The following is a 17,483-nucleotide window of genomic DNA, read 5'->3' on the forward strand; positions in this document are numbered from 1 at the left end:
ACAGAGGGGGGCGCCTGGCGCCAGCCTGGCAGAACCTGATCCTCGCCCACGAATGTACTCAGGCGGAAGACGAAAGCTGGCTCGAAGAGCGTTGGCCGCGATAGATTCGCGCCCGTTCCTCTCCCCCCTCCGGAGGGAGAGGAACGGGCTGGCTGGGAAAGCTTCGCGACCGTCCCTTTTACCCCGCTATCGCCAGAGGCACCGCGCTCTTGTTGGGGATCTGGATGTCGATTTCCAAGGTCGACATGGTCTCGCCGCGGTCCATCGAGACCTGGAGATAGTCCTGGTCGATCTGCACGTGCTTGGCGATGACGGCCATGATTTCCTCGCGCAGGATGGAGACGAGGTCGGGCTGGCCGCGGCTGGCGCGCTCATAGGCGAGCAGCACCTGCAGCCGCTCGCGCGCCACCGGGGCGCTGGAGCGCCGCCTGAAGAGGTCGAAAACGTTCATGCCGCCCTCCTTCCGAGCAGACGGTCGAGGAAACCCTTGCGTTCGAAGGGCACCACCACCGGCAGGTCCTCGCCTTCCAGCCGCCGTGCCGCTTCGAGATAGGCCTTGGCGGCGCTGTTGAGCGGATCCGTCAGCGTCACCGGCGAGCCGAGGTTGGAGGCGCGCAGCACATCCTGGCTTTCCGGGATGATGCCGAGCAGCGGCACCGACAGGATTTCCAGGACATCGTCGATCGACAGCATTTCGCCGCGCGCGGCCCGCGCCGCGTCGTAGCGGGTGACCAGCACGTGCTTGGCGATCTGTTCGCCCTGTTCGGCGCGCATGGTGCGGGCGTCGAGCAGGCCGATGATACGGTCGGAATCGCGTACCGACGACACTTCCGGATTGGTGACGATGACCGCCTCGTCGGCAAAGCGCATGGCGAGCTGCGCGCCGCGCTCGATGCCGGCCGGGCTGTCGCAGAAGACATAGTCGAACACCGAGCGCAGCTTGTCGATCACCTCGCCGACGCCGTCTTCCGTCAGCGCGTCCTTGTCGCGCGTCTGCGAGGCTGGCAGCAGGAACAGCGTGTCGACGCGCTTGTCGCGGATCAGCGCCTGCGACAGCTTGGCCGTGCCCTGGATGACGTTGACGAGGTCGAACACGACGCGCCGCTCGGCGCCCATGATCAGGTCGAGATTCCTGAGGCCGACGTCGAAATCGACCAGCGCCACCTTCTTGCCGGTCTTGGCGACCGCGGCCCCAAGTGCGGCCGTCGAGGTGGTCTTGCCGACGCCCCCCTTGCCCGATGTGACGACCACTACCTTGCCCATGGAAAAAGCCTCCGTTGCCTGTTTTCGTTTGTTGTGCCGCGCGCCGCGCGGCTGTTGTCAGAGCCTGCCATCATGCCATCCCAAACCGGTCCCAGGCTTGCGCGCGGTGCCCCAGCGCCTGTCAGGGCCGGAACCGTGAAGCCGGTCGCCACCATCGGGCCACCCCTAGTTAAGCGGCACGACGGCGAGCATGTCGCCTTCGAGAAAAGCCTGCACCGCCTTGCCGCGCGAGACGCCTTCCATCTCCTCGGCCGTCGTGTACCAGCCATCGACCGAAATCAGCTCCGCCTCGTTGCGGCGGCAGAAGATGCGCGCCGACCTGTTGCCCTGCGAGCCGGCGATGGCGCGGCCGCGCAGCGTGCCATAGACATGGATCGAGCCCGCCGCGATGATCTCGGAGCCGGACGCCACCGAGCCCAGCACGATGACATCGCCATGCGGATGGAAGATCGACTGGCCCGAGCGGATCGGCGACTTGACCATCAGCGTGCCGGCCTGCACGGCCTCAGCCGCGCCGATGTCCTGACCAGCCTTGGCCGCCCTGCCCTTGCCGGCCTCGATTTTGACTTCGGCGGGCTTGCCCTCGTCGGACTTGCCGGCATCCTTGCCGGGTTCGGAAAACACCGTCTCCAGTTTGCCGGTCTCGTCAGCCGCCTCCGCCTTGCCCTTGCGGCCCGAAAGCAGCCCGTCCGAAGTCGCCTCCTTGGGGCCGGTCAGAAGCGGCGGCAAATCGAGCCCCAGCGAAGCGCCTTCGAGCTCGATCGCATAGACCCGGATGCCGCGCGCGCCGAGCGAAGCGACCAGCAGCCCGATGTCGGCGACATCGGGCTTCAGCACGTTCAAATCGAGCACCACCGGTCGCCCGGCAAAATAGCCCGGGGAATTGCCGATCCAATGATCCAGTCCCTCCAGCCAAGCCGAAATCGGCGCCTCCGGCGCCAGCGTGAAGGCGACGAAGGAGCGGGCGCGAAAACGAATGGATTTGGTCTCCAGGGGGGCGGCAAAGGTCACGGCTGGCGAATCCTTACTGAGAGGTAAACGCTAGGGGGTTAATGGTTAACGAATGGTTAACGGAGGGCGCGAAGCTGGCGCGAGAAATTGGGAGGTCGGCTAAGCGCCCTCCAAAGATCGACGAAAAAGCGGTTCCCCCAACCGCGGCCTTCAGCGGCGACGCGAAGCTGATCGAATGGCTGCGACCAAATGGGCATCTTCGAAAGGTTTGCTTATCAACGCCACGTCGTGAGGGCGATCCGAGATCTTCTCGGCATCGGCGTAGCCCGTGACGATGAGCGCCGGCCAGTCCGCGCGCAGGCTTCGGGCGAAGCGGATGACGTCGATGCCCGAAATGAGCGGCATGGCAAAGTCTGTCACGATGACATCGAAGCGCTCCGGTTCCTTTTCGATGGCGGCCAGGGCCTGGGCGCCGCCGGAAAACGCCGTCACGTCGAAACCCGATTGCCGCAGCGACATCGCCGTCAACTCCCGCAGGGACTGACTGTCGTCGACGAGCAGAACGGTCGGCAACTGTTCCTCGGCCGTAGCCGGGAGATCCGTGCCGGCATTTTTGGCGGCGCTGACTTCGAAAACGGGTTCATCCCTGGCAGCGACGTCCTGCATCTCGCGTGAGCGGGGCAGCCAAAGCTCCATGGTGGTGCCGTGGCCAAGCTCGCTGTCTATCCTGAGCGTGCCACCGGACTGCTTGGCGAAACCATAGACAGTGCTGAGGCCAAGGCCCGTGCCCTTCCCGATCGGCTTTGTCGTGAAGAACGGTTCGATCACCTTGCTGATGACATCCGCGGCGATACCTGTCCCGGTGTCCTCGACCGCAAGCCTGACATAGTCGCCCGCGGCCAGCCCCTGCCCGGTGTGGCCGATGCTGCGATTGTGAGCCCTGACGCAGATTGTCCCGCCCGAAGGCATCGCGTCGCGGGCATTGAAGACCAGGTTCATCAAGGCAAGCTCGAGCTGCGCCGGGTCCGCATGAACCGGCCATATATCCTCACCGATATGCCAGTCGAAGCGCACCAAGCCGCCCAGAATCGGCGCCACCAGGCCGGTCATCGTGTCTCCCAGGCTCGACATCCGCACGGCAACCGGTTTCAGCTCCTGGCGCCTTGAAAAGGCAAGCATGCGCTGGATGAGATCCTTGCCCTGCGAAGCGGAGCGGCGCGTCATCTCGAGAACCTGGGCCGCCTTGGCGTCGAGGGCCACTTGCCTTTCGAGCAGGCTCAGCCCGGACAGGATCGCCGCAAGCAGATTGTTGAAATCGTGAGCAAGTCCGCCGGTCAGCTTGCCGATTGCATCGAGCCGCTGCGATTGCAGCAATTGGCTTTCCAGATGGCGCTGCTCGGTGATGTCCTGCATGGTGCCCAGCAGTTCGAGCCCGGCGCCATCCCTGGCGACCACACCCTGGTCGAGGAATATCCGGTATTCCTCATTGGCGCATCGCCAGCGGAACTCGCACGCATAAGAGCCGGTGTCGTGGGCGGCCGAAAGCGATCTTGTCACCGCGTCGCGATCGGCGGGATGGACCCGGCTGATGCCGAAATCGGGATCAGCCATAAACCGGTCCGGAGAAAATCCCGTTAGCCGCTCGACCCCTTTGGAAACGTAGCTTGCGGCGAATGGCGCCTCGGCCGCTCGGGCGTGAAAACAAATCGGCAGCGAGGCGAGGATCGTCTCCTGCCGGGCCTCGGAATGCCGCAGCGCCCGCTCGGCATCGAGTTTGTCGGAGGTCGCCTTCAGCGCCCGCTCGAGCAGCAGTTGCTCCCTGGCCGCATTCCGTTCGATTTCCCTCGTCTTTTCATAGAGATCGACGAAGACCATGACCTTGGACCGCAGCATCGCCGGGTCGAATGGCTTGAACAGATAATCCACCGCGCCGGCGTCATAGCCGCGCAACATATGCGCCTCTTCCTTGTTGATGGCGGTCAGGAAGATGATCGGTGTGGCGTTCGAGCGTTCGCGCCTCCGGATCAGCGAGGCGGTTTCGTAACCGTCGAGACCAGGCATCAGCACATCCAGCAGAATGACGGCGAAGTCGTCCTTGAGCAGAAAACGCAGCGCCTCGTCGCCCGACTGGGCGCAAATCACCTGCCCCACTCCGTCAAGCGCCTCCTCTATGGCAAGGAGATTTCGCGCGTCGTCGTCGACGGCCAGGACGCGAACCGGCCCAAGGTTTTCGAACGGTTCGCTGCTTTCTGCTTCCATCGCGGCCATAGACTAAATCCGCCGAGGCGCGATCAGATTGCGGTCGTCGCCGTCTGCCCGCGATGTTCCCGAGCGCGAGCGCGAGCGGCCGACCCATACCCGCAGCAGGGCGAGGAGCAGGTCGAGGTCGACGGGCTTGGCGATGTAGTCGGACGCGCCGGCGTCCAGGCATTTCTGGCGATCTCCTTTCATCGCTTTGGCCGTGACGGAAATCAGCGGAATGTGCGCGATCTCCGGCTGCGAGCGGATCCGGCGCATTGTCTCGTACCCGTCCATCTCGGGCATCATGATATCGATCAGGGCGACATCGACATCCGGCGCCTCTTCAAGCATGGCTATGCCGTCCCGCCCCCGCTCGGCATGCCGCACCTCTATGCCGTAGGTCTCCAGCACGCTGGTCAGCGAATAGATGTTGCGAATGTCATCGTCGACGATCAGAACCTTGGCCCCGGCCAGATCGGCATTGTCGAGTTGCTCGGAAGCAAGGGGGCCCTTGTCGGGCCTGTCGCCTGGAAGGGCCGCGGACATCAACAACCCAAGCTGGGCAAAGTTGTCGGCGCGCGGAACATCGCTGAGCGGCGGATGCAAGGCGACCTGCTGTTGAAAGGCGTCCGGATGGGGCGTGAAGAAGAGCAGGCGCGGGACGAAATCGCCGAACTGGGACATGATCTCGTCGAGCATCTGGGAGTTGTCCTTGGCCGAACGGCCGAATCCGAACACGACGGCGTCATAACCGGCGATACCACCCCCGTCCGCATTGGCCGCGACGCGGCCGATTGCGGTGACCGACGTGACGCCGTCGCGAATGGCTTCGACCAGCGCCAGGCGACGCTCGGGATCCGGATCGGCGACCAGGACATTGCGTTGTGTCCTGAGCGTCCTTGACTGAATGTCGTCGAAGACACGCGAAAGTTCGCCGGCGGACACCGGCTTGCTGGAAACGCTTGCGGCGCCTCGGCGCATCAGAAGCTCGATGTCTTCGGCGCCGGAGATAACGTGGATGGGTATATTCCTGGTCTTCGCATCGTGACGTAAAAGGTCGAAAAGAACCCAGCCATCAATGTCCGAGAGGCCGAGATCCAGCGTGATCGCATCGGGCATGAGCTTGCGTGTAAGCGCAAGCGTTCCCGAGCCCGCAGTGGAAAGCACGCCTTTCAAACCGGCCGATCGCGCAAGACCAAGCAGCAGCCCGCCAAAAGTCGGGTCGTCCTCCACGATCAGCACCACCCTGTCCGACGGATCGATCGCGTCACGATCGTCGGCGAGTTCCGGCGTTCCTGTCGTGGCAGCGGCCGTAACGGACCCGGCGGCCGGCGAATGCTCGATTTGCGGTGCAAGACTGCTGCTGCGCGGACCGTCGAAGGGAATGACAAGCGTGAAGGTCGATCCCGTCCCAGGCTGGCTTTCGACGCGCAACTCGCCGCCGAGCAGGCGGGCGATCTCCCGGCTGATCGAGAGGCCGAGCCCTGTGCCGCCATATTTGCGGCTGGTCGTGCCGTCGGCCTGTTGAAACGCCTCGAAGATCAGCTTTTGCTTGTCTTCCGGAATGCCGATGCCCGTGTCGGTGACAGCGATTGCCAGTGCCCGCGGCGGTGCCGCCGCGCCGTTTGCGCGGCCGGTCCGCTCTGCATGGATGCTGAGCGTCACGTCGCCTTGGGAGGTGAACTTGAAGGCGTTGGACAAAAGATTGAGGACGATCTGCTGCAGCCGTTTTTCGTCCGTACGGATCGTCTCGGGCAGGATCTGATCGATCTTGATCGTAAACCCAAGCCCCTTGTCGGCCGCGAGCTGCCGGAAGGTTCGCTCCATATGCTGGCGCAGATGCGCAAGCGGCATGTCGTTGAGCTCGATCGAAACCGTGCCGGATTCGATTTTCGAAAGATCCAGTATGTCATTGATGAGGCTGAGCAGATCCGTGCCCGCCGAGTTGATCGTGCGAGCGAACTCGATCTGCTTGTCGTTCAAATTGCCCTGCTGGTTGGTGGCGAGCAAATTGGACAGGATCAGCAGCGAGTTCAGCGGCGTCCTCAGCTCGTGGCTCATATTCGCCAGGAATTCGGATTTGTACTTGGACGTCAGCGCCAGCTGTTCCGCCTTCTCCTCGAGGGCCCGTCTGGCCATTTCGATCTCGAGATTCTTGTTCTCGACCTGTTTTTTCTCGTTCTCGAGGAGCTGCGCCTTCTCCTGCAATTCCTCGTTGGTGGCGTGAAGCTCTTCCTGTTTCTTGGTGAGCTCGGTCTGGCGCGACTGCAGTTCGGACGTCAGAAGCTGTGACTGCTTGAGAAGCCCTTCGGTGCGCATGGTCGCGGCGATCGTATTGAGCACGATGCCGACCGACTCCATCAGTTGCTCGAGGAACAGGCGATGCGTGTCGCTGAAGCGGCTGAACGAAGCGAGTTCGATAACCGCCTTAACCTCTTCCTCGAACAATGCCGGCAGAACGATGGCGCTGGCCGGCGGCGCTTCGCCAAGGCCCGAGGTGATGCGCAGGAAGCTCGAAGGAACCTCGTCGAGCATGATCGCCCGTTTGTCGGCCGCGCTTTGACCGATCAGGCCTTCGCGGAAGTCCACACGTTGGCGGATCTTGGCTTTGCCCTCGGCGGCGTAGGACGCGGCCAGTTCCAGATAGGATTCTTCCTCGTCGCGATTGGTCACGTAGAAAACGCCATACTGCGCGTTCACCAGCGGCGCGAGCTCCGAGATGATCATGCGCGACACCGTGGCCAGATCGCGCTCGCCTTGCAGCATGCGCGAGAACCGCGCGAGGTTGGTTTTCAGCCAATCCTGCTCCGCATTCTTGAGCGTTTGATCCTTCAGGTTGCGGATCATTTCGTTGATGTTGTCCTTGAGCGCCGCGACCTCCCCGGAAGCCTGGACGCTGATGGAACGGGTAAGATCCCCCTTGGTGACCGCGGTCGACACCTCGGCGATGGCCCGCACCTGGGTGGTCAGGTTCGCCGCCAGCTGATTGACGTTGTCGGTCAGGTCACGCCAAAGACCGGCTGCGCCCGGCACCCTGGCCTGGCCGCCGAGCTTGCCTTCGATACCGACCTCGCGTGCGACGTTGGTCACCTGATCGGCGAAGGTCGCCAGCGTCTCGATCATGCCGTTGATGGTGTCCGCCAGGGACGCGATCTCGCCCTTGGCATCCACGGCGAGTTTGCGCTTGAGATTTCCCTGTGCCACGGCGGTGACGACATCGGCGATGCCACGCACCTGGTTGGTCAGGTTGGTCGCCATGAGGTTGACGTTGTCGGTCAGGTCCTTCCAGGTGCCGGCCACGCCCTCGACCTGTGCCTGGCCGCCGAGCTTGCCCTCGGTGCCGACCTCGCGCGCCACACGCGTCACCTCGCCGGCAAAGGAGTTGAGCTGGTCGACCATGGTGTTGATGGTGGACTTCAACTCAAGGATCTCGCCCTTGACGTCGACGGTGATCTTTTTCGACAGATCGCCTCGCGCCACCGCCGTCGTCACATCGGCGATGTTGCGGACCTGGCCGGTAAGATTCTCGGCCATCGAGTTGACGTTGTCGGTCAAGTCCTTCCAGGTGCCGGCGACACCGCGCACCTGTGCCTGGCCGCCAAGCTTCCCCTCGGTCCCGACTTCGCGCGCCACACGCGTCACTTCCGAGGCGAAGGAGTTGAGCTGGTCCACCATCGTGTTGATGGTGTCCTTGAGTTCGAGGATTTCGCCGCGAACGTCGACGGTGATCTTTTTCGACAGGTCGCCCAGCGCAACGGCGGTCGTCACTTCGGCGATGTTGCGGACCTGGCCCGTCAAATTGGCGGCCATGGCGTTGACGTTGTCCGTCAGGTCTTTCCATGTGCCCGCGACACCGCGGACCTGTGCCTGGCCGCCAAGCTTGCCGTCCGACCCCACTTCGCGGGCGACGCGCGTCACCTCGGAGGCGAAGGAGTTCAGTTGGTCCACCATCGTGTTGATGACGTCCTTGATCTGCAGAATCTCTCCCAGCGCATCGACGGTGATTTTCTGCGTGAGATCGCCGGTCGCGATCGCGGTCGCGACCTTGGAGACGTCGCGCAGCTGCACGGTCAGGTTGCCGGCCATGGCATTGACGTTGTCGGTCAGGTCCTTCCAGGTGCCGCCGACCCCCTCGACATGGGCCTGGCCGCCGAGTTTTCCCTCGGAACCCACTTCGCGGGCGACGCGCGTGACCTCGGAGGCGAAGGAGTTGAGCTGGTCCACCATCGTGTTGACGGTGTTCTTGAGCTCCAGGATTTCGCCCTTGACGTCGACCGTGATCTTCTTGGAGAGATCACCGCGCGCAACGGCCGTGGTCACATCTGCAATGTTGCGCACCTGGCCGGTGAGATTGGCCGCCATCAGATTGACGTTGTCCGTCAGGTCCTTCCAGGTGCCGCCAACGCCACGGACTTCTGCCTGGCCGCCGAGCTTGCCCTCGGTGCCGACTTCGCGCGCGACGCGCGTCACCTCCGAGGCGAAGGAATTCAGCTGATCCACCATCGTGTTGATGGTGTTCTTGAGCTCCAGAATCTCGCCTTTCACGTCGACCGTGATCTTCTTGGACAGATCGCCCAGAGCCACCGCGGTGGTGACTTCGGCGATGTTGCGCACCTGGCCGGTCAGGTTGGCGGCCATTGAATTGACGTTGTCGGTCAGATCCTTCCAGGTTCCGGCGACACCCCGCACCTGCGCCTGGCCACCGAGCTTTCCCTCCGTGCCGACCTCGCGCGCCACGCGCGTCACTTCGCCGGCAAAGGAGTTGAGCTGGTCGACCATCGTGTTGATCGTCGATTTCAGCTCCAGAATCTCCCCCTTCACGTCGACGGTGATCTTCTTCGACAGGTCGCCGAGCGCCACGGCGGTGGTCACATCGGCGATATTGCGGACCTGGCCGGTCAAATTGGCGGCCATCAGGTTCACGCTGTCCGTCAAATCCTTCCAGGTGCCACCGACGCCCTCGACGCGGGCTTGGCCGCCGAGCTTCCCCTCGGTCCCGACTTCGCGCGCGACGCGCGTCACCTCGCCGGCAAAGGAATTGAGCTGGTCGACCATGGTGTTGATGGTCGATTTCAGCTCCAGGATCTCGCCCTTGACGTCGACGGTGATCTTCTTTGACAAGTCTCCCGAAGCGACGGCCGTGGTCACCTCCGCGATGTTGCGCACCTGGCTCGTCAGGTTGGTCGCCATCGCGTTCACATTGTCGGTCAGGTCCTTCCAGGTGCCCGCCACACCCTTGACCCGCGCCTGGCCGCCAAGCTTGCCCTCGGTGCCGACCTCGCGCGCCACGCGAGTCACTTCCGAGGTGAACGAGGCGAGCTGCTCGACCATTGTGTTGACGATCTTGCCGATCCGCAGGAATTCGCCACGCAGCGGCCTGCCGTCGATCTCCACCATCATGGTCTGGGACAGATCCCCCTTGGCGACGGCGCCGATGACCCTGGCGACCTCGGCGGTCGGCTGCACCATGTCCTCGATCAGGTCGTTGACCGAACGGACACTGGATTCCCAGCTGCCTTTGGCGTTCCTGACATGGCCGCGCTCGCTGATGCGCCCATCTTTGCCAACCACCCGGCTCAGCCGCGCGAACTCGCGCGTCACCTGATCATTGAGTTCGACAATTTGATTGAACGTGTCCGCGATCTCGCCACTCAACCCATCATAGACGTTTTCGATGCGAACGGAGAAATCGCCGTTTCGAAAGGCTTTGAGAGCGTTGAGGATTTGCCGAGAGTCCAGTTGTTCCTTTGGTAACCGAGATACGGCCAAAAACCCCTCCACGCGAACCCCAAGCCCAGATCAAGCCGAAGCCCCTAACGCGTGGCCGTTTATTTTGTTCCATATAGCTTGCGAGCGCTGAAGATGACGACGCGCTTTGCTGCCATCCCTAAGAGCACGAAGGAGGCCGGTTGGCCCATGGCGGTTCCGGCTCTGTGTACCGCTATGCAACAGCGACCCCTCAATGCCGCTTGAAATACTGCACCTCCCGTTCATGCTTCTCCGCGGCCTCGCGGTTATCGAACGTGCCCAAATTCCGGCGCTTGCCCGTCTTCTCGTCCTTCTTGCGCGAATAAAGCCGGTATTTTCCGTCCTTCAATTTCCTGATCATTTTTCGCTCCCTTGGAAGGACGAAGGGCCCGGTCGGGCCCTTCTCGCTTTCAGTCCTGATGCTCGGGCATTTGTTTCAGCTGGTCCTTGGTCCAGCTGGTCACGGCGTGGATGTCGCCGTCCTCGTCGCGCATGAAATCGAGTTCGCTGGCCAGCACGGCCACCGGCTTGGCGCCGATGCCGAGGAAGCCGCCGACATCGATGACGACCTGGCTGCCGTGCACATGGTCGACCGAGCCGATCTTCTCGTCATCGGGGCCGTAGATGGTGGCGCCTTCGAGCTCGTCCTGGGTCAGTTCGGCGTCGGTCAGCCTGACGTGATTGCTGTGGTCCATGGTTCCGCATCTCCTGTCCTGTGGTTGGGGAAGGAGGAACCTGCGAGCGGGGCAAGGGTTCCGACATTGTCTGGGATCACGGGGGCAGATGACCAGGGATAGCGCTCTACGGCGGCAGGCATACGTCCGGGCTGGCCAGCTCGATGAATCATCTTCTCATCGAGCTGCGCCAACGCATGTTCCGAAAGGCTTACGCGATCAGCGCCCGCGCTTCGCCTTGAGCCCGCGCGCGGCGTCCTCGATCGCGGCGCGGTCGGTGCCCAGGCGGTCGATCAGCTGCTGCGCCTCGTCGCCCGATATGCCGGTGCGCATGGCAATATCCTCGACCGTCAGCACGTCGGTGCTGGCGATCTCGCCTGTCGGGGAGAGCCTTGTTTGCGGCAGCGCGTCGTCCGCCGTCAGCGGCAGGGCGGCCTCCCGGTCGATCTCCATCTCAGCCTGGTGCCAGTGCCGGTCATGGTCGCCATGGCCGCCGCCCTCGCGCTGCCAGATCTCGTAGGCGCGGTCGCGGATCTTGTCGTCGCGGTCGTCGTTCATGTCAGTTCTCCCTTTTGTGAGGGAGGAACGCCGCGCCGGTGCGAACGATCCAAAAAATCTGCGTGATCGTCGGGAGCACGAGATGCGCCCTCAGACGCGCCACGGCGCTACTCGCACTGGCGCCTGGGTCCGCCGGAATAGGGCTGGTAGCTGTTGTCTTCAGGCCGGTAGGAGCGATAGCGGCTGAAGCAGGACTCGACATGGTCGGCGGAGAGCCCCGTCGCGGCGACCAGCGGCGCATCGCCGCCTTGGACATAGCTGACCTCGGTCGAAGGCGGCGCGGCCTGGTCGGCGGCACCGGCGTCGAGATAGGGCGAGACGCATGGGCGCTGCTGGCCGCTATAGGACATGTAGCTGTTGTCGTCCGGATTGTAGGAGCGGTAGCGGTTCGCGCACCATTTGACGTGGGAAGCCGGCAATTCGGCAGACGGCAGCCCGGCCTGCTCGTCACCGGCCGAGGGCGGCACCGCGCCGGTCACGGTCGGGTCCGGGGCTCCTTGCGCCCTGGCGGCGGCATCGGGTGCCGCAGTCTGCAATGCCGGTACGCGTTCCAGCGTCTGCGCCGCCTTGTCCACCGGCCGGGCGCTCCTGGTCCACAATTCCGCGACGCTGGCCGTGGGCCTGATTTCATGCGCGGGCTTGGCGGCTATCAGCCAGGCCGCGAAGACCAGCCCGCTGGCGAAGACCGCAAGGGTCAGCACGAAACCGCCGACCAGTCCCAATACCGCTTTCATGTCACGCTCCTTGAGTCCCCACTAATAGAATGCGGAGCATCAAGGCTGGTTCCAGGCGAGCGAGCGCTAACCGGAGGCAAGGTCGCGGCCGCTTCAAACCGGCAGCCTCACGGCAAACTGGTTCTCGACCGCCAGCAGCGCCGCCACCATCTCCTTGTCGCGCCGGCGCTGCAGCAAATAGCCGGCCAACAGCCAGTCCAGCGAGAACCTGCCCGCACCCGCGGCAGCCAGCACGAACATGCCGCCGGCAATGGCGAAATCCTTTTCGAAATGCAGCAATTCGTTCTGGCTGGCGAAGTTGGTGTGAAACAGCATGGCCGTCGCCAGGCAGAACAGGCCGAGCCCGACGGCGCCGGGTCGCGTCAGCAGGCCTGTCGCGATGGAAAGCCCTGCCCCCAATTGCAGTGCCACGGTGGCGATGAACAGCGGCAGGCCGACGCCAAGAGCCGCCATCGCCTTGGCCGCGGCGTCGAAATGGGCGGCGAGCGTGACGCCTTCATGCAGGAAGATGAGGGCAAGCAGCAGCCGGCCGGCGAGCAGGGCGGCGTCCCTGAGGTACAGTCTGGTGGCGAGGCCGGTGAGCTTCGCGGCACGTTCGTTCAGGGTCATAGTCGGGCTCCAATTTCTTGACACCGTGCAGGCGCCGTCCGGCGCGCGGGGATCGCGCGCGAGAATGTGAGAGGCTTGAAAAGGCCGGAGCCGGCTCGAGGGAGAGCGCCGGCTCCGGCAATGGGCGCCAGCCACGAGCGCCCGAACTTTGGTGACGGGGATGGGTTAGCGCCAAGGCCCCCTCATCCGACCGCTTCGCGGCCACCTTCTCCCCGCCGGGGAGAAGAGGCAGAGGCAGACTCGGTGCCCTCCTCTCCCCTCGGGGAGAGGTCGGATTGCCCCGAATTGCTCTTTGCAATTCGGCCTCGGCAATCCGGGTGAGGGGGAACTTGCGCCCCGCCCTACTGCGTCACCTTGGTGTCGATGGCCTTCTGCAAATCGGCAAGCTCGTCGCAGCCGGCGGGGCACAGTTTTTGCAGCGATGCCAGTTGCTCCCGCGCCTTGGCCATGTCGCCGGTCTCGACATAGAGCTCGCCCAGATATTCGCGGGCGGCCTTGTGGTCGGGTTTCAGCTCCAGCGCCTTGTTGTAGTAGGTCAGCGCGGTAGCGAAATCGCCGGTCTTGCGCAGCGTGAAGCCGAGCAGATTGTAGACGTCGGCCTGCTGGTTGTCCTGCGCGAGATCACGCAAATCCGCCAGCGCGCCCTGATAATCCTTGGCGTCGATCTTGGCCTTGACGGCGCTGAGGTCGGGCGCGTCGGCACCCTCTATGTCGTCGACCGCATAGGCCGGCAGGACCGTGGCGACGGGAATGACGGTCAGCACGGCGATGGCGCCGAGCAGGCCGAACAGGGCGTTTCTGCCCATGAAAAGCTGTTTCATTGTCTGTCTCGCTTGTCTGGATTGGGAGCTGCCGCTCAAATCGATACCGGTGTGAAGCCATAGGCGCTGCCGTCTTTGACAAAGACGCCGGTGCCCGGGAACGGGAAGTGCGAACCGGAAATGCGGATGTTGTCGGCGATCACCCGGTCGATGATCCTGTGGCGCGTGGCGATGGCCGTCGGCCCATCCTGGTCGTAGCTGCCCTGCCATTCCGGATGCGGCGCCAGCAAAGCCGGCACATACATGGTGTCGGCCGAGATCATCAGCTGCTCCTTGCCGGAGTTTGCGAGATACACCGAATGGCCCGGCGTATGGCCGGGTGCGGCGATGATCTGGATGCCGGGCGCGACCTCGGCGCCATCCTCGACCAGCTTCCAGTTCTTCCATTTCGGAAAATTCTCGGCGATCCGCTTGCCCGCCGGCTTGCGGCCTTCGGGCAGCTTCGCCAACCGGCTCGGGTCGGTCCACCAATTGTATTCCGTGGCGTTGACGATCAGCTCGGCATTGGGGAACACCGGCGTGTTGGTGCCCTTTTCCATCAGGCCCCAGACATGGTCGGGGTGGAAATGCGAGATCATGATGGTGTCGATCGCCTTGTAGTCGATGCCGGCGGCGGCCATGTTGGCCGGCAGATGCGTGGCGTTGGCCTGCCACTGGCCGACGCCCGAACCCGCATCCATCATGATCAGCCTGCCGCCCATCTTCAGCACCACGACGGTAAGCGGGATCGGCATGAAGTCGGTGGTCAGGCCCGCCTTGGCGAGCGCGGCCTTGGTGTCGTCGATGGAAACGTCCTTGATGAAGGCCGGGTCGTGCGGCTTCTTCCAGATGCCGTCATAGATGGCGGTCACCTCGATGTCGCCGACCGTGTACCTGTAGAAGCCGACGGCGGGTTCCACCGGCGTCTGCGCGAAAGCGGGGCGGGTGAATTCGAGCTTGCCGGCCAGGCCGAAGGCGGCGGCGGCAGTGGCGGTTCCGAGCAGTGTGCGGCGTGTCATGCTGAACATGGGTATTCTCCCTGTGAGGTTGCGTGGCGGAGAGGTGACGGAGAGCCACGCCACATGGCTCCCCGTCCTAATTGCGGGTGGGGTCCGGACCTCGAGGTGGTCCGGCCCCTGAACTCAGTTGCCCCAGATGCCCTGGCCGGGTTCGTCCGCATCGGATTTCGTCGTTGCCCGCACGCCGTGCCGGGCCATGTCCGGCTTGGCGGTCGAGGCGGTATGAGTGTTGTCGATGGTGGCGGCCGCCGGGTTGACGGTGCGGTCGCCAAAATGGTCGCTACCGGCAAAGGCGGAACTCGAGGCAAGCACCATCGCGGCCACGCTGAGAGCGAGCTTGGTCATTTCAGTAAATCGTTGTTTTGTTTCTTCGCGTCGCGGGCCGGATTGGCCCCGCTGATGACAAGACCCGGCAGGGACGTGCTTTATTCCCGGGCACTCGAAGAATTTTTGAAAAAGAAACCAGGGCGGCGGCGGCGTTACTCGCCACCAGAACTGCCCGCGCTCTTGACTCGCCAGGGCGATTGCCTAGCAATCGGCACCGGGTTGGGATTTCTCGAATGATTGCAAGAGCAGCTTCATTGGCCGCGCTCGCGCTTGTGGCGGCCACGATCGATGCCGCCGGGGGCGACTATCTGCACCCCTCACCGCATCCCGAATGGGACAGCCGCGTCCAGACGATTTATGACGCCGCGACCCGGTCGGTTTCGCGAAAGACGGTAAGCGTCTGGGACCCGAGCCCGGAAAAAGGCCTCGACTTCGTCTGGGAACCGGACCCGAAACTGGCCGATGGCGGCCTCTCCGCCGAAGGACTGCCCTCCGGATCCGGACGGCTGCAATGGCGCATCGGCGGCTCGCCTTCCTACGATCCGTCCGCTGTCTTCGCCACCTATGTCGGCTCGCTCTCTCGGGGCAAACCGTCGGGACATGGCCGGCTGGAACTGCGCACGGGCGAATATCTCGACGGCGACTGGCTGGATGGCGCCCCCGACGGCACCGTCCTGTGGGTGGACGAAGCCGGCAACCGCTATGAGGGCCTGATGCGGCATGGCGTTGCCGACGGCCCGGCCCGCTATGTCTCGACCAATGGCGAAATCTTCACCGGCACGTTTCGCGATGGTGTCCGCGACGGCACGGCAACGACACAACTGCCCGGCGGCACGACCTACCAATCGGTCTGGCAAGGCGGCCGCGAGGTCGGCGGCAAACGCCCGGATCTCTTCGCCGATGCAAGGATGGGCGGCCTGCTGAAAGCCGGAACCAAAGCGGGCCAGGCGGCCGGGTTCTCCATCTCGGCGGCGATCGACGAACGCATCAATTTGGAGTCAGAGGAGGCGCTTCAGTACGAAACAGCCGCGTCAGGCGACAACACACAGTTCTACCCCAGATCAAACTACCTGATGAAATTCTGGAAGAGTGGAACCAATATAGACGTTCAAGACCATGTCCTCAGCATGACGTCCTGGGACCAGGTCTTTGCCTTCGTCAAAGTGGACCTGTCTTCGGAAAACAGCCGGAAAGGCAAGATTGCCAGCATGTCGCTGGAGTTTTCCGAGAGCCAGGCCTTCAACAAGCCGATGCTCTCCCTCTACCCCGACGTCGGCTGCCTTGGGTTCAGTCCGCAATTCGCCATCATAAACCAGGGCTGGGGCAAGGTCCTGGAACCGGAATTTCATTTCGTATTTTCCGACGATAAGGGCAACACCTCCACGCCGTTGGACATAGAAGGCATCGATGATTTCGATTCATCGGGAAATATCGACGTGCTGAACTCGATCCGGCAGGCCGGGGCCGACGTGAATGCCCTGGCGACGCGGCATTTCAAATGCGCATCGATCGAAGGGCTGGAAGCGTGTTCGCAGCAGTTCCTGGCCGCCACCGACCTCGGCGTGATCGGAAAGTCGATATACAGGAACGAAGGCGTGATGCTGACCAATCTGGTCGGCAAGATGAAATACAAGTGGAAAGACCCGGCAAACAAAATTCATACCGAAGAACAGCCCTTCACCGTTCCGGTATCCCTCGCCGCGCTGGAAGTGCCCGAATCCGTCGCTGAATGCGGCTCCGGCATGAGTGGCTCACCCGAGGCGGCGCAGTATCAGGATATCCATCTGCCGCTCAACAGAAAGAATTACAGCATCAGCGTGCCGATGCGGGGCAATCGTGACATTTCGCGCCTTGTCGCCCGGTTCAAGTTTCACGCCGATCGCTCGTCCATCCACAAGTTCCGAGTTAAGGCCACATTCGCGGATGGAAGCGAGCGGCAAAGCAAACCGCTGGAACTGCTTTGGTTCAGGCCTCGCCCGGATAATTTCGAATACTACGACGCTGGTCGCAAATGCGACCCGGGCATCCAGTATAATGTCTGTCACTGACCAGGCTGGCTTCGAACAGCCCTTCATCGCGGGCCGCGATGCCCGCCACTGTTACATGAGATAGCCGCAAACTTGCCGCCCCGCTTCGGCGAAAAAGGCCAGTTACGGCCATGCCCACGGCCGCCTAGACACAATCCAGAAACATAATTCAACAGTTCGGAAAAACTGCTGAAAAGATCGGATGGCATAACCCTCCCTCAACGGCCGGGAATCGGCCGTCGCACAGGCGCACGGGTATGGGCAATGCAACGAGGTTCGAACAGATGGACGGGTGCCCGGCACGGCGCTCGCCGCCGGTCGTGCCGAGGCGATGCGCCCGCCGCGCGCCATGCTCCCGAACATGTGAAGACGGAGCGGCCTGTTCCGTGATAACCGCGCGGCCAAAGAGCGGTCGGTTATCGCCGGTCCCGATCGCGGAAGCTTCCGTTTTGGAAGCTTCGGTCATTCCACCTCCATCAACACGGATCAAATTGCAGCGGCGCCACAGCCGACGATGCCTGCCCGCGGCGGC

Annotated in this window: 16 protein-coding genes; 2 read left to right on the forward strand and 14 right to left on the reverse strand. The window is 63.3% G+C overall.

The window, feature by feature from the left end; all coding sequences use genetic code 11:
- Nucleotides 1–178: 178 nt before the first annotated feature.
- From minE to FJ948_RS23755, 5 genes are all read right to left on the reverse strand, one after another.
- Nucleotides 179–451, reverse strand: a complete 273-nt coding sequence (minE, locus tag FJ948_RS23735) for a cell division topological specificity factor MinE (RefSeq protein ID WP_140708723.1) — start codon at nucleotides 449–451, stop codon at nucleotides 179–181.
- Nucleotides 448–1,263 carry a septum site-determining protein MinD gene (minD, locus tag FJ948_RS23740; protein ID WP_140708725.1) on the reverse strand — a complete coding sequence of 272 codons (816 nt, stop codon included), beginning with the start codon at nucleotides 1,261–1,263 and terminating at the stop codon, nucleotides 448–450. The genes minE and minD overlap by 4 nt, the downstream gene beginning before the upstream one ends.
- A gap of 165 nt (nucleotides 1,264–1,428) precedes the next feature.
- On the reverse strand, nucleotides 1,429–2,274 hold the full coding sequence (gene minC, locus FJ948_RS23745) for a septum site-determining protein MinC (protein WP_140708727.1): 846 nt from the start codon (nucleotides 2,272–2,274) through the stop codon (nucleotides 1,429–1,431).
- A 150-nt stretch (nucleotides 2,275–2,424) separates the two neighbouring features.
- The gene (locus tag FJ948_RS23750; RefSeq protein WP_140708729.1) at nucleotides 2,425–4,482 is read right to left on the reverse strand and encodes a response regulator; all 2,058 of its coding nucleotides are present in this window, start codon (nucleotides 4,480–4,482) and stop codon (nucleotides 2,425–2,427) included.
- A gap of 3 nt (nucleotides 4,483–4,485) precedes the next feature.
- Nucleotides 4,486–10,026 carry a HAMP domain-containing protein gene (locus tag FJ948_RS23755; protein ID WP_348643021.1) on the reverse strand — a complete coding sequence of 1,847 codons (5,541 nt, stop codon included), beginning with the start codon at nucleotides 10,024–10,026 and terminating at the stop codon, nucleotides 4,486–4,488.
- On the opposite strand from FJ948_RS23755, the gene FJ948_RS31030 reads away from it, so the two are divergent.
- On the forward strand, nucleotides 9,988–10,209 hold the full coding sequence (locus FJ948_RS31030) for a hypothetical protein (protein WP_348643022.1): 222 nt from the start codon (nucleotides 9,988–9,990) through the stop codon (nucleotides 10,207–10,209). The genes FJ948_RS23755 and FJ948_RS31030 overlap by 39 nt on opposite strands.
- A 205-nt stretch (nucleotides 10,210–10,414) precedes the next feature.
- Here the strand turns inward: FJ948_RS31030 and FJ948_RS23760 are convergent, their stop codons facing one another.
- The 8 genes from FJ948_RS23760 to FJ948_RS23795 form a co-directional block, all read right to left on the reverse strand.
- The gene (locus tag FJ948_RS23760; protein ID WP_140708733.1) at nucleotides 10,415–10,564 is read right to left on the reverse strand and encodes a hypothetical protein; all 150 of its coding nucleotides are present in this window, start codon (nucleotides 10,562–10,564) and stop codon (nucleotides 10,415–10,417) included.
- Between the two features lie 49 nt (nucleotides 10,565–10,613).
- Nucleotides 10,614–10,898: a PRC-barrel domain containing protein gene (locus tag FJ948_RS23765; RefSeq protein ID WP_140708735.1), complete on the reverse strand. Its 285-nt coding sequence runs from the start codon at nucleotides 10,896–10,898 to the stop codon at nucleotides 10,614–10,616.
- Nucleotides 10,899–11,096: 198 nt separating this feature from the next.
- Nucleotides 11,097–11,435 carry a DUF2934 domain-containing protein gene (locus FJ948_RS23770; protein WP_140708737.1) on the reverse strand — a complete coding sequence of 113 codons (339 nt, stop codon included), beginning with the start codon at nucleotides 11,433–11,435 and terminating at the stop codon, nucleotides 11,097–11,099.
- A 107-nt stretch (nucleotides 11,436–11,542) separates the two neighbouring features.
- Nucleotides 11,543–12,169 (reverse strand): BA14K family protein, encoded by a 627-nt coding sequence (locus tag FJ948_RS23775; RefSeq protein WP_140708739.1) that lies wholly within the window; start codon nucleotides 12,167–12,169, stop codon nucleotides 11,543–11,545.
- A gap of 93 nt (nucleotides 12,170–12,262) precedes the next feature.
- Entirely contained in the window at nucleotides 12,263–12,778 is a 516-nt protein-coding gene (locus FJ948_RS23780) for a DoxX family protein (RefSeq protein WP_140708741.1), read from the reverse strand.
- Between the two features lie 341 nt (nucleotides 12,779–13,119).
- On the reverse strand, nucleotides 13,120–13,599 hold the full coding sequence (locus FJ948_RS23785) for a tetratricopeptide repeat protein (protein WP_140708743.1): 480 nt from the start codon (nucleotides 13,597–13,599) through the stop codon (nucleotides 13,120–13,122).
- Nucleotides 13,600–13,634: 35 nt separating this feature from the next.
- Entirely contained in the window at nucleotides 13,635–14,606 is a 972-nt protein-coding gene (locus FJ948_RS23790; protein WP_140708745.1) for an MBL fold metallo-hydrolase, read from the reverse strand.
- 114 nt (nucleotides 14,607–14,720) lie between these two features.
- Nucleotides 14,721–14,942: a DUF680 domain-containing protein gene (locus FJ948_RS23795; protein ID WP_140708747.1), complete on the reverse strand. Its 222-nt coding sequence runs from the start codon at nucleotides 14,940–14,942 to the stop codon at nucleotides 14,721–14,723.
- A gap of 17 nt (nucleotides 14,943–14,959) precedes the next feature.
- Here FJ948_RS23795 and FJ948_RS23800 point away from each other — a divergent pair, with 17 nt between their 5' ends.
- Entirely contained in the window at nucleotides 14,960–16,972 is a 2,013-nt protein-coding gene (locus tag FJ948_RS23800) for a hypothetical protein (RefSeq protein WP_140708749.1), read from the forward strand.
- Between the two features lie 148 nt (nucleotides 16,973–17,120).
- Here the strand turns inward: FJ948_RS23800 and FJ948_RS23805 are convergent, their stop codons facing one another.
- A complete protein-coding gene (locus FJ948_RS23805) occupies nucleotides 17,121–17,417 on the reverse strand; it encodes a hypothetical protein (protein WP_140708751.1) in 297 nt (98 codons plus the stop codon).
- Nucleotides 17,418–17,483 lie beyond the last annotated feature (66 nt).

The sequence above is a fragment of the Mesorhizobium sp. B2-3-12 genome (assembly GCF_006442205.1).
GTDB lineage: Bacteria > Pseudomonadota > Alphaproteobacteria > Rhizobiales > Rhizobiaceae > Mesorhizobium.

What these genes read in the sequence shown, in the direction of transcription:
- FJ948_RS23770 (WP_140708737.1), bottom strand. Translation starts at nt 11,435, where the DNA reads ATGAACGACGACCGCGACGACAAGATCCGCGACCGCGCCTACGAGATC.
- FJ948_RS23775 (WP_140708739.1), bottom strand. Translation starts at nt 12,169, where the DNA reads ATGAAAGCGGTATTGGGACTGGTCGGCGGTTTCGTGCTGACCCTTGCG.
- minD (WP_140708725.1), bottom strand. Translation starts at nt 1,263, where the DNA reads ATGGGCAAGGTAGTGGTCGTCACATCGGGCAAGGGGGGCGTCGGCAAG.
- FJ948_RS23765 (WP_140708735.1), bottom strand. Translation starts at nt 10,898, where the DNA reads ATGGACCACAGCAATCACGTCAGGCTGACCGACGCCGAACTGACCCAG.
- FJ948_RS23780 (WP_140708741.1), bottom strand. Translation starts at nt 12,778, where the DNA reads ATGACCCTGAACGAACGTGCCGCGAAGCTCACCGGCCTCGCCACCAGA.
- FJ948_RS23785 (WP_140708743.1), bottom strand. Translation starts at nt 13,599, where the DNA reads ATGAAACAGCTTTTCATGGGCAGAAACGCCCTGTTCGGCCTGCTCGGC.
- FJ948_RS23760 (WP_140708733.1), bottom strand. Translation starts at nt 10,564, where the DNA reads ATGATCAGGAAATTGAAGGACGGAAAATACCGGCTTTATTCGCGCAAG.
- FJ948_RS23790 (WP_140708745.1), bottom strand. Translation starts at nt 14,606, where the DNA reads ATGTTCAGCATGACACGCCGCACACTGCTCGGAACCGCCACTGCCGCC.
- FJ948_RS23805 (WP_140708751.1), bottom strand. Translation starts at nt 17,417, where the DNA reads ATGACCGAAGCTTCCAAAACGGAAGCTTCCGCGATCGGGACCGGCGAT.
- FJ948_RS31030 (WP_348643022.1), top strand. Translation starts at nt 9,988, where the DNA reads ATGGCCGCGCTCGCTGATGCGCCCATCTTTGCCAACCACCCGGCTCAG.
- minE (WP_140708723.1), bottom strand. Translation starts at nt 451, where the DNA reads ATGAACGTTTTCGACCTCTTCAGGCGGCGCTCCAGCGCCCCGGTGGCG.
- FJ948_RS23750 (WP_140708729.1), bottom strand. Translation starts at nt 4,482, where the DNA reads ATGGCCGCGATGGAAGCAGAAAGCAGCGAACCGTTCGAAAACCTTGGG.
- FJ948_RS23795 (WP_140708747.1), bottom strand. Translation starts at nt 14,942, where the DNA reads ATGACCAAGCTCGCTCTCAGCGTGGCCGCGATGGTGCTTGCCTCGAGT.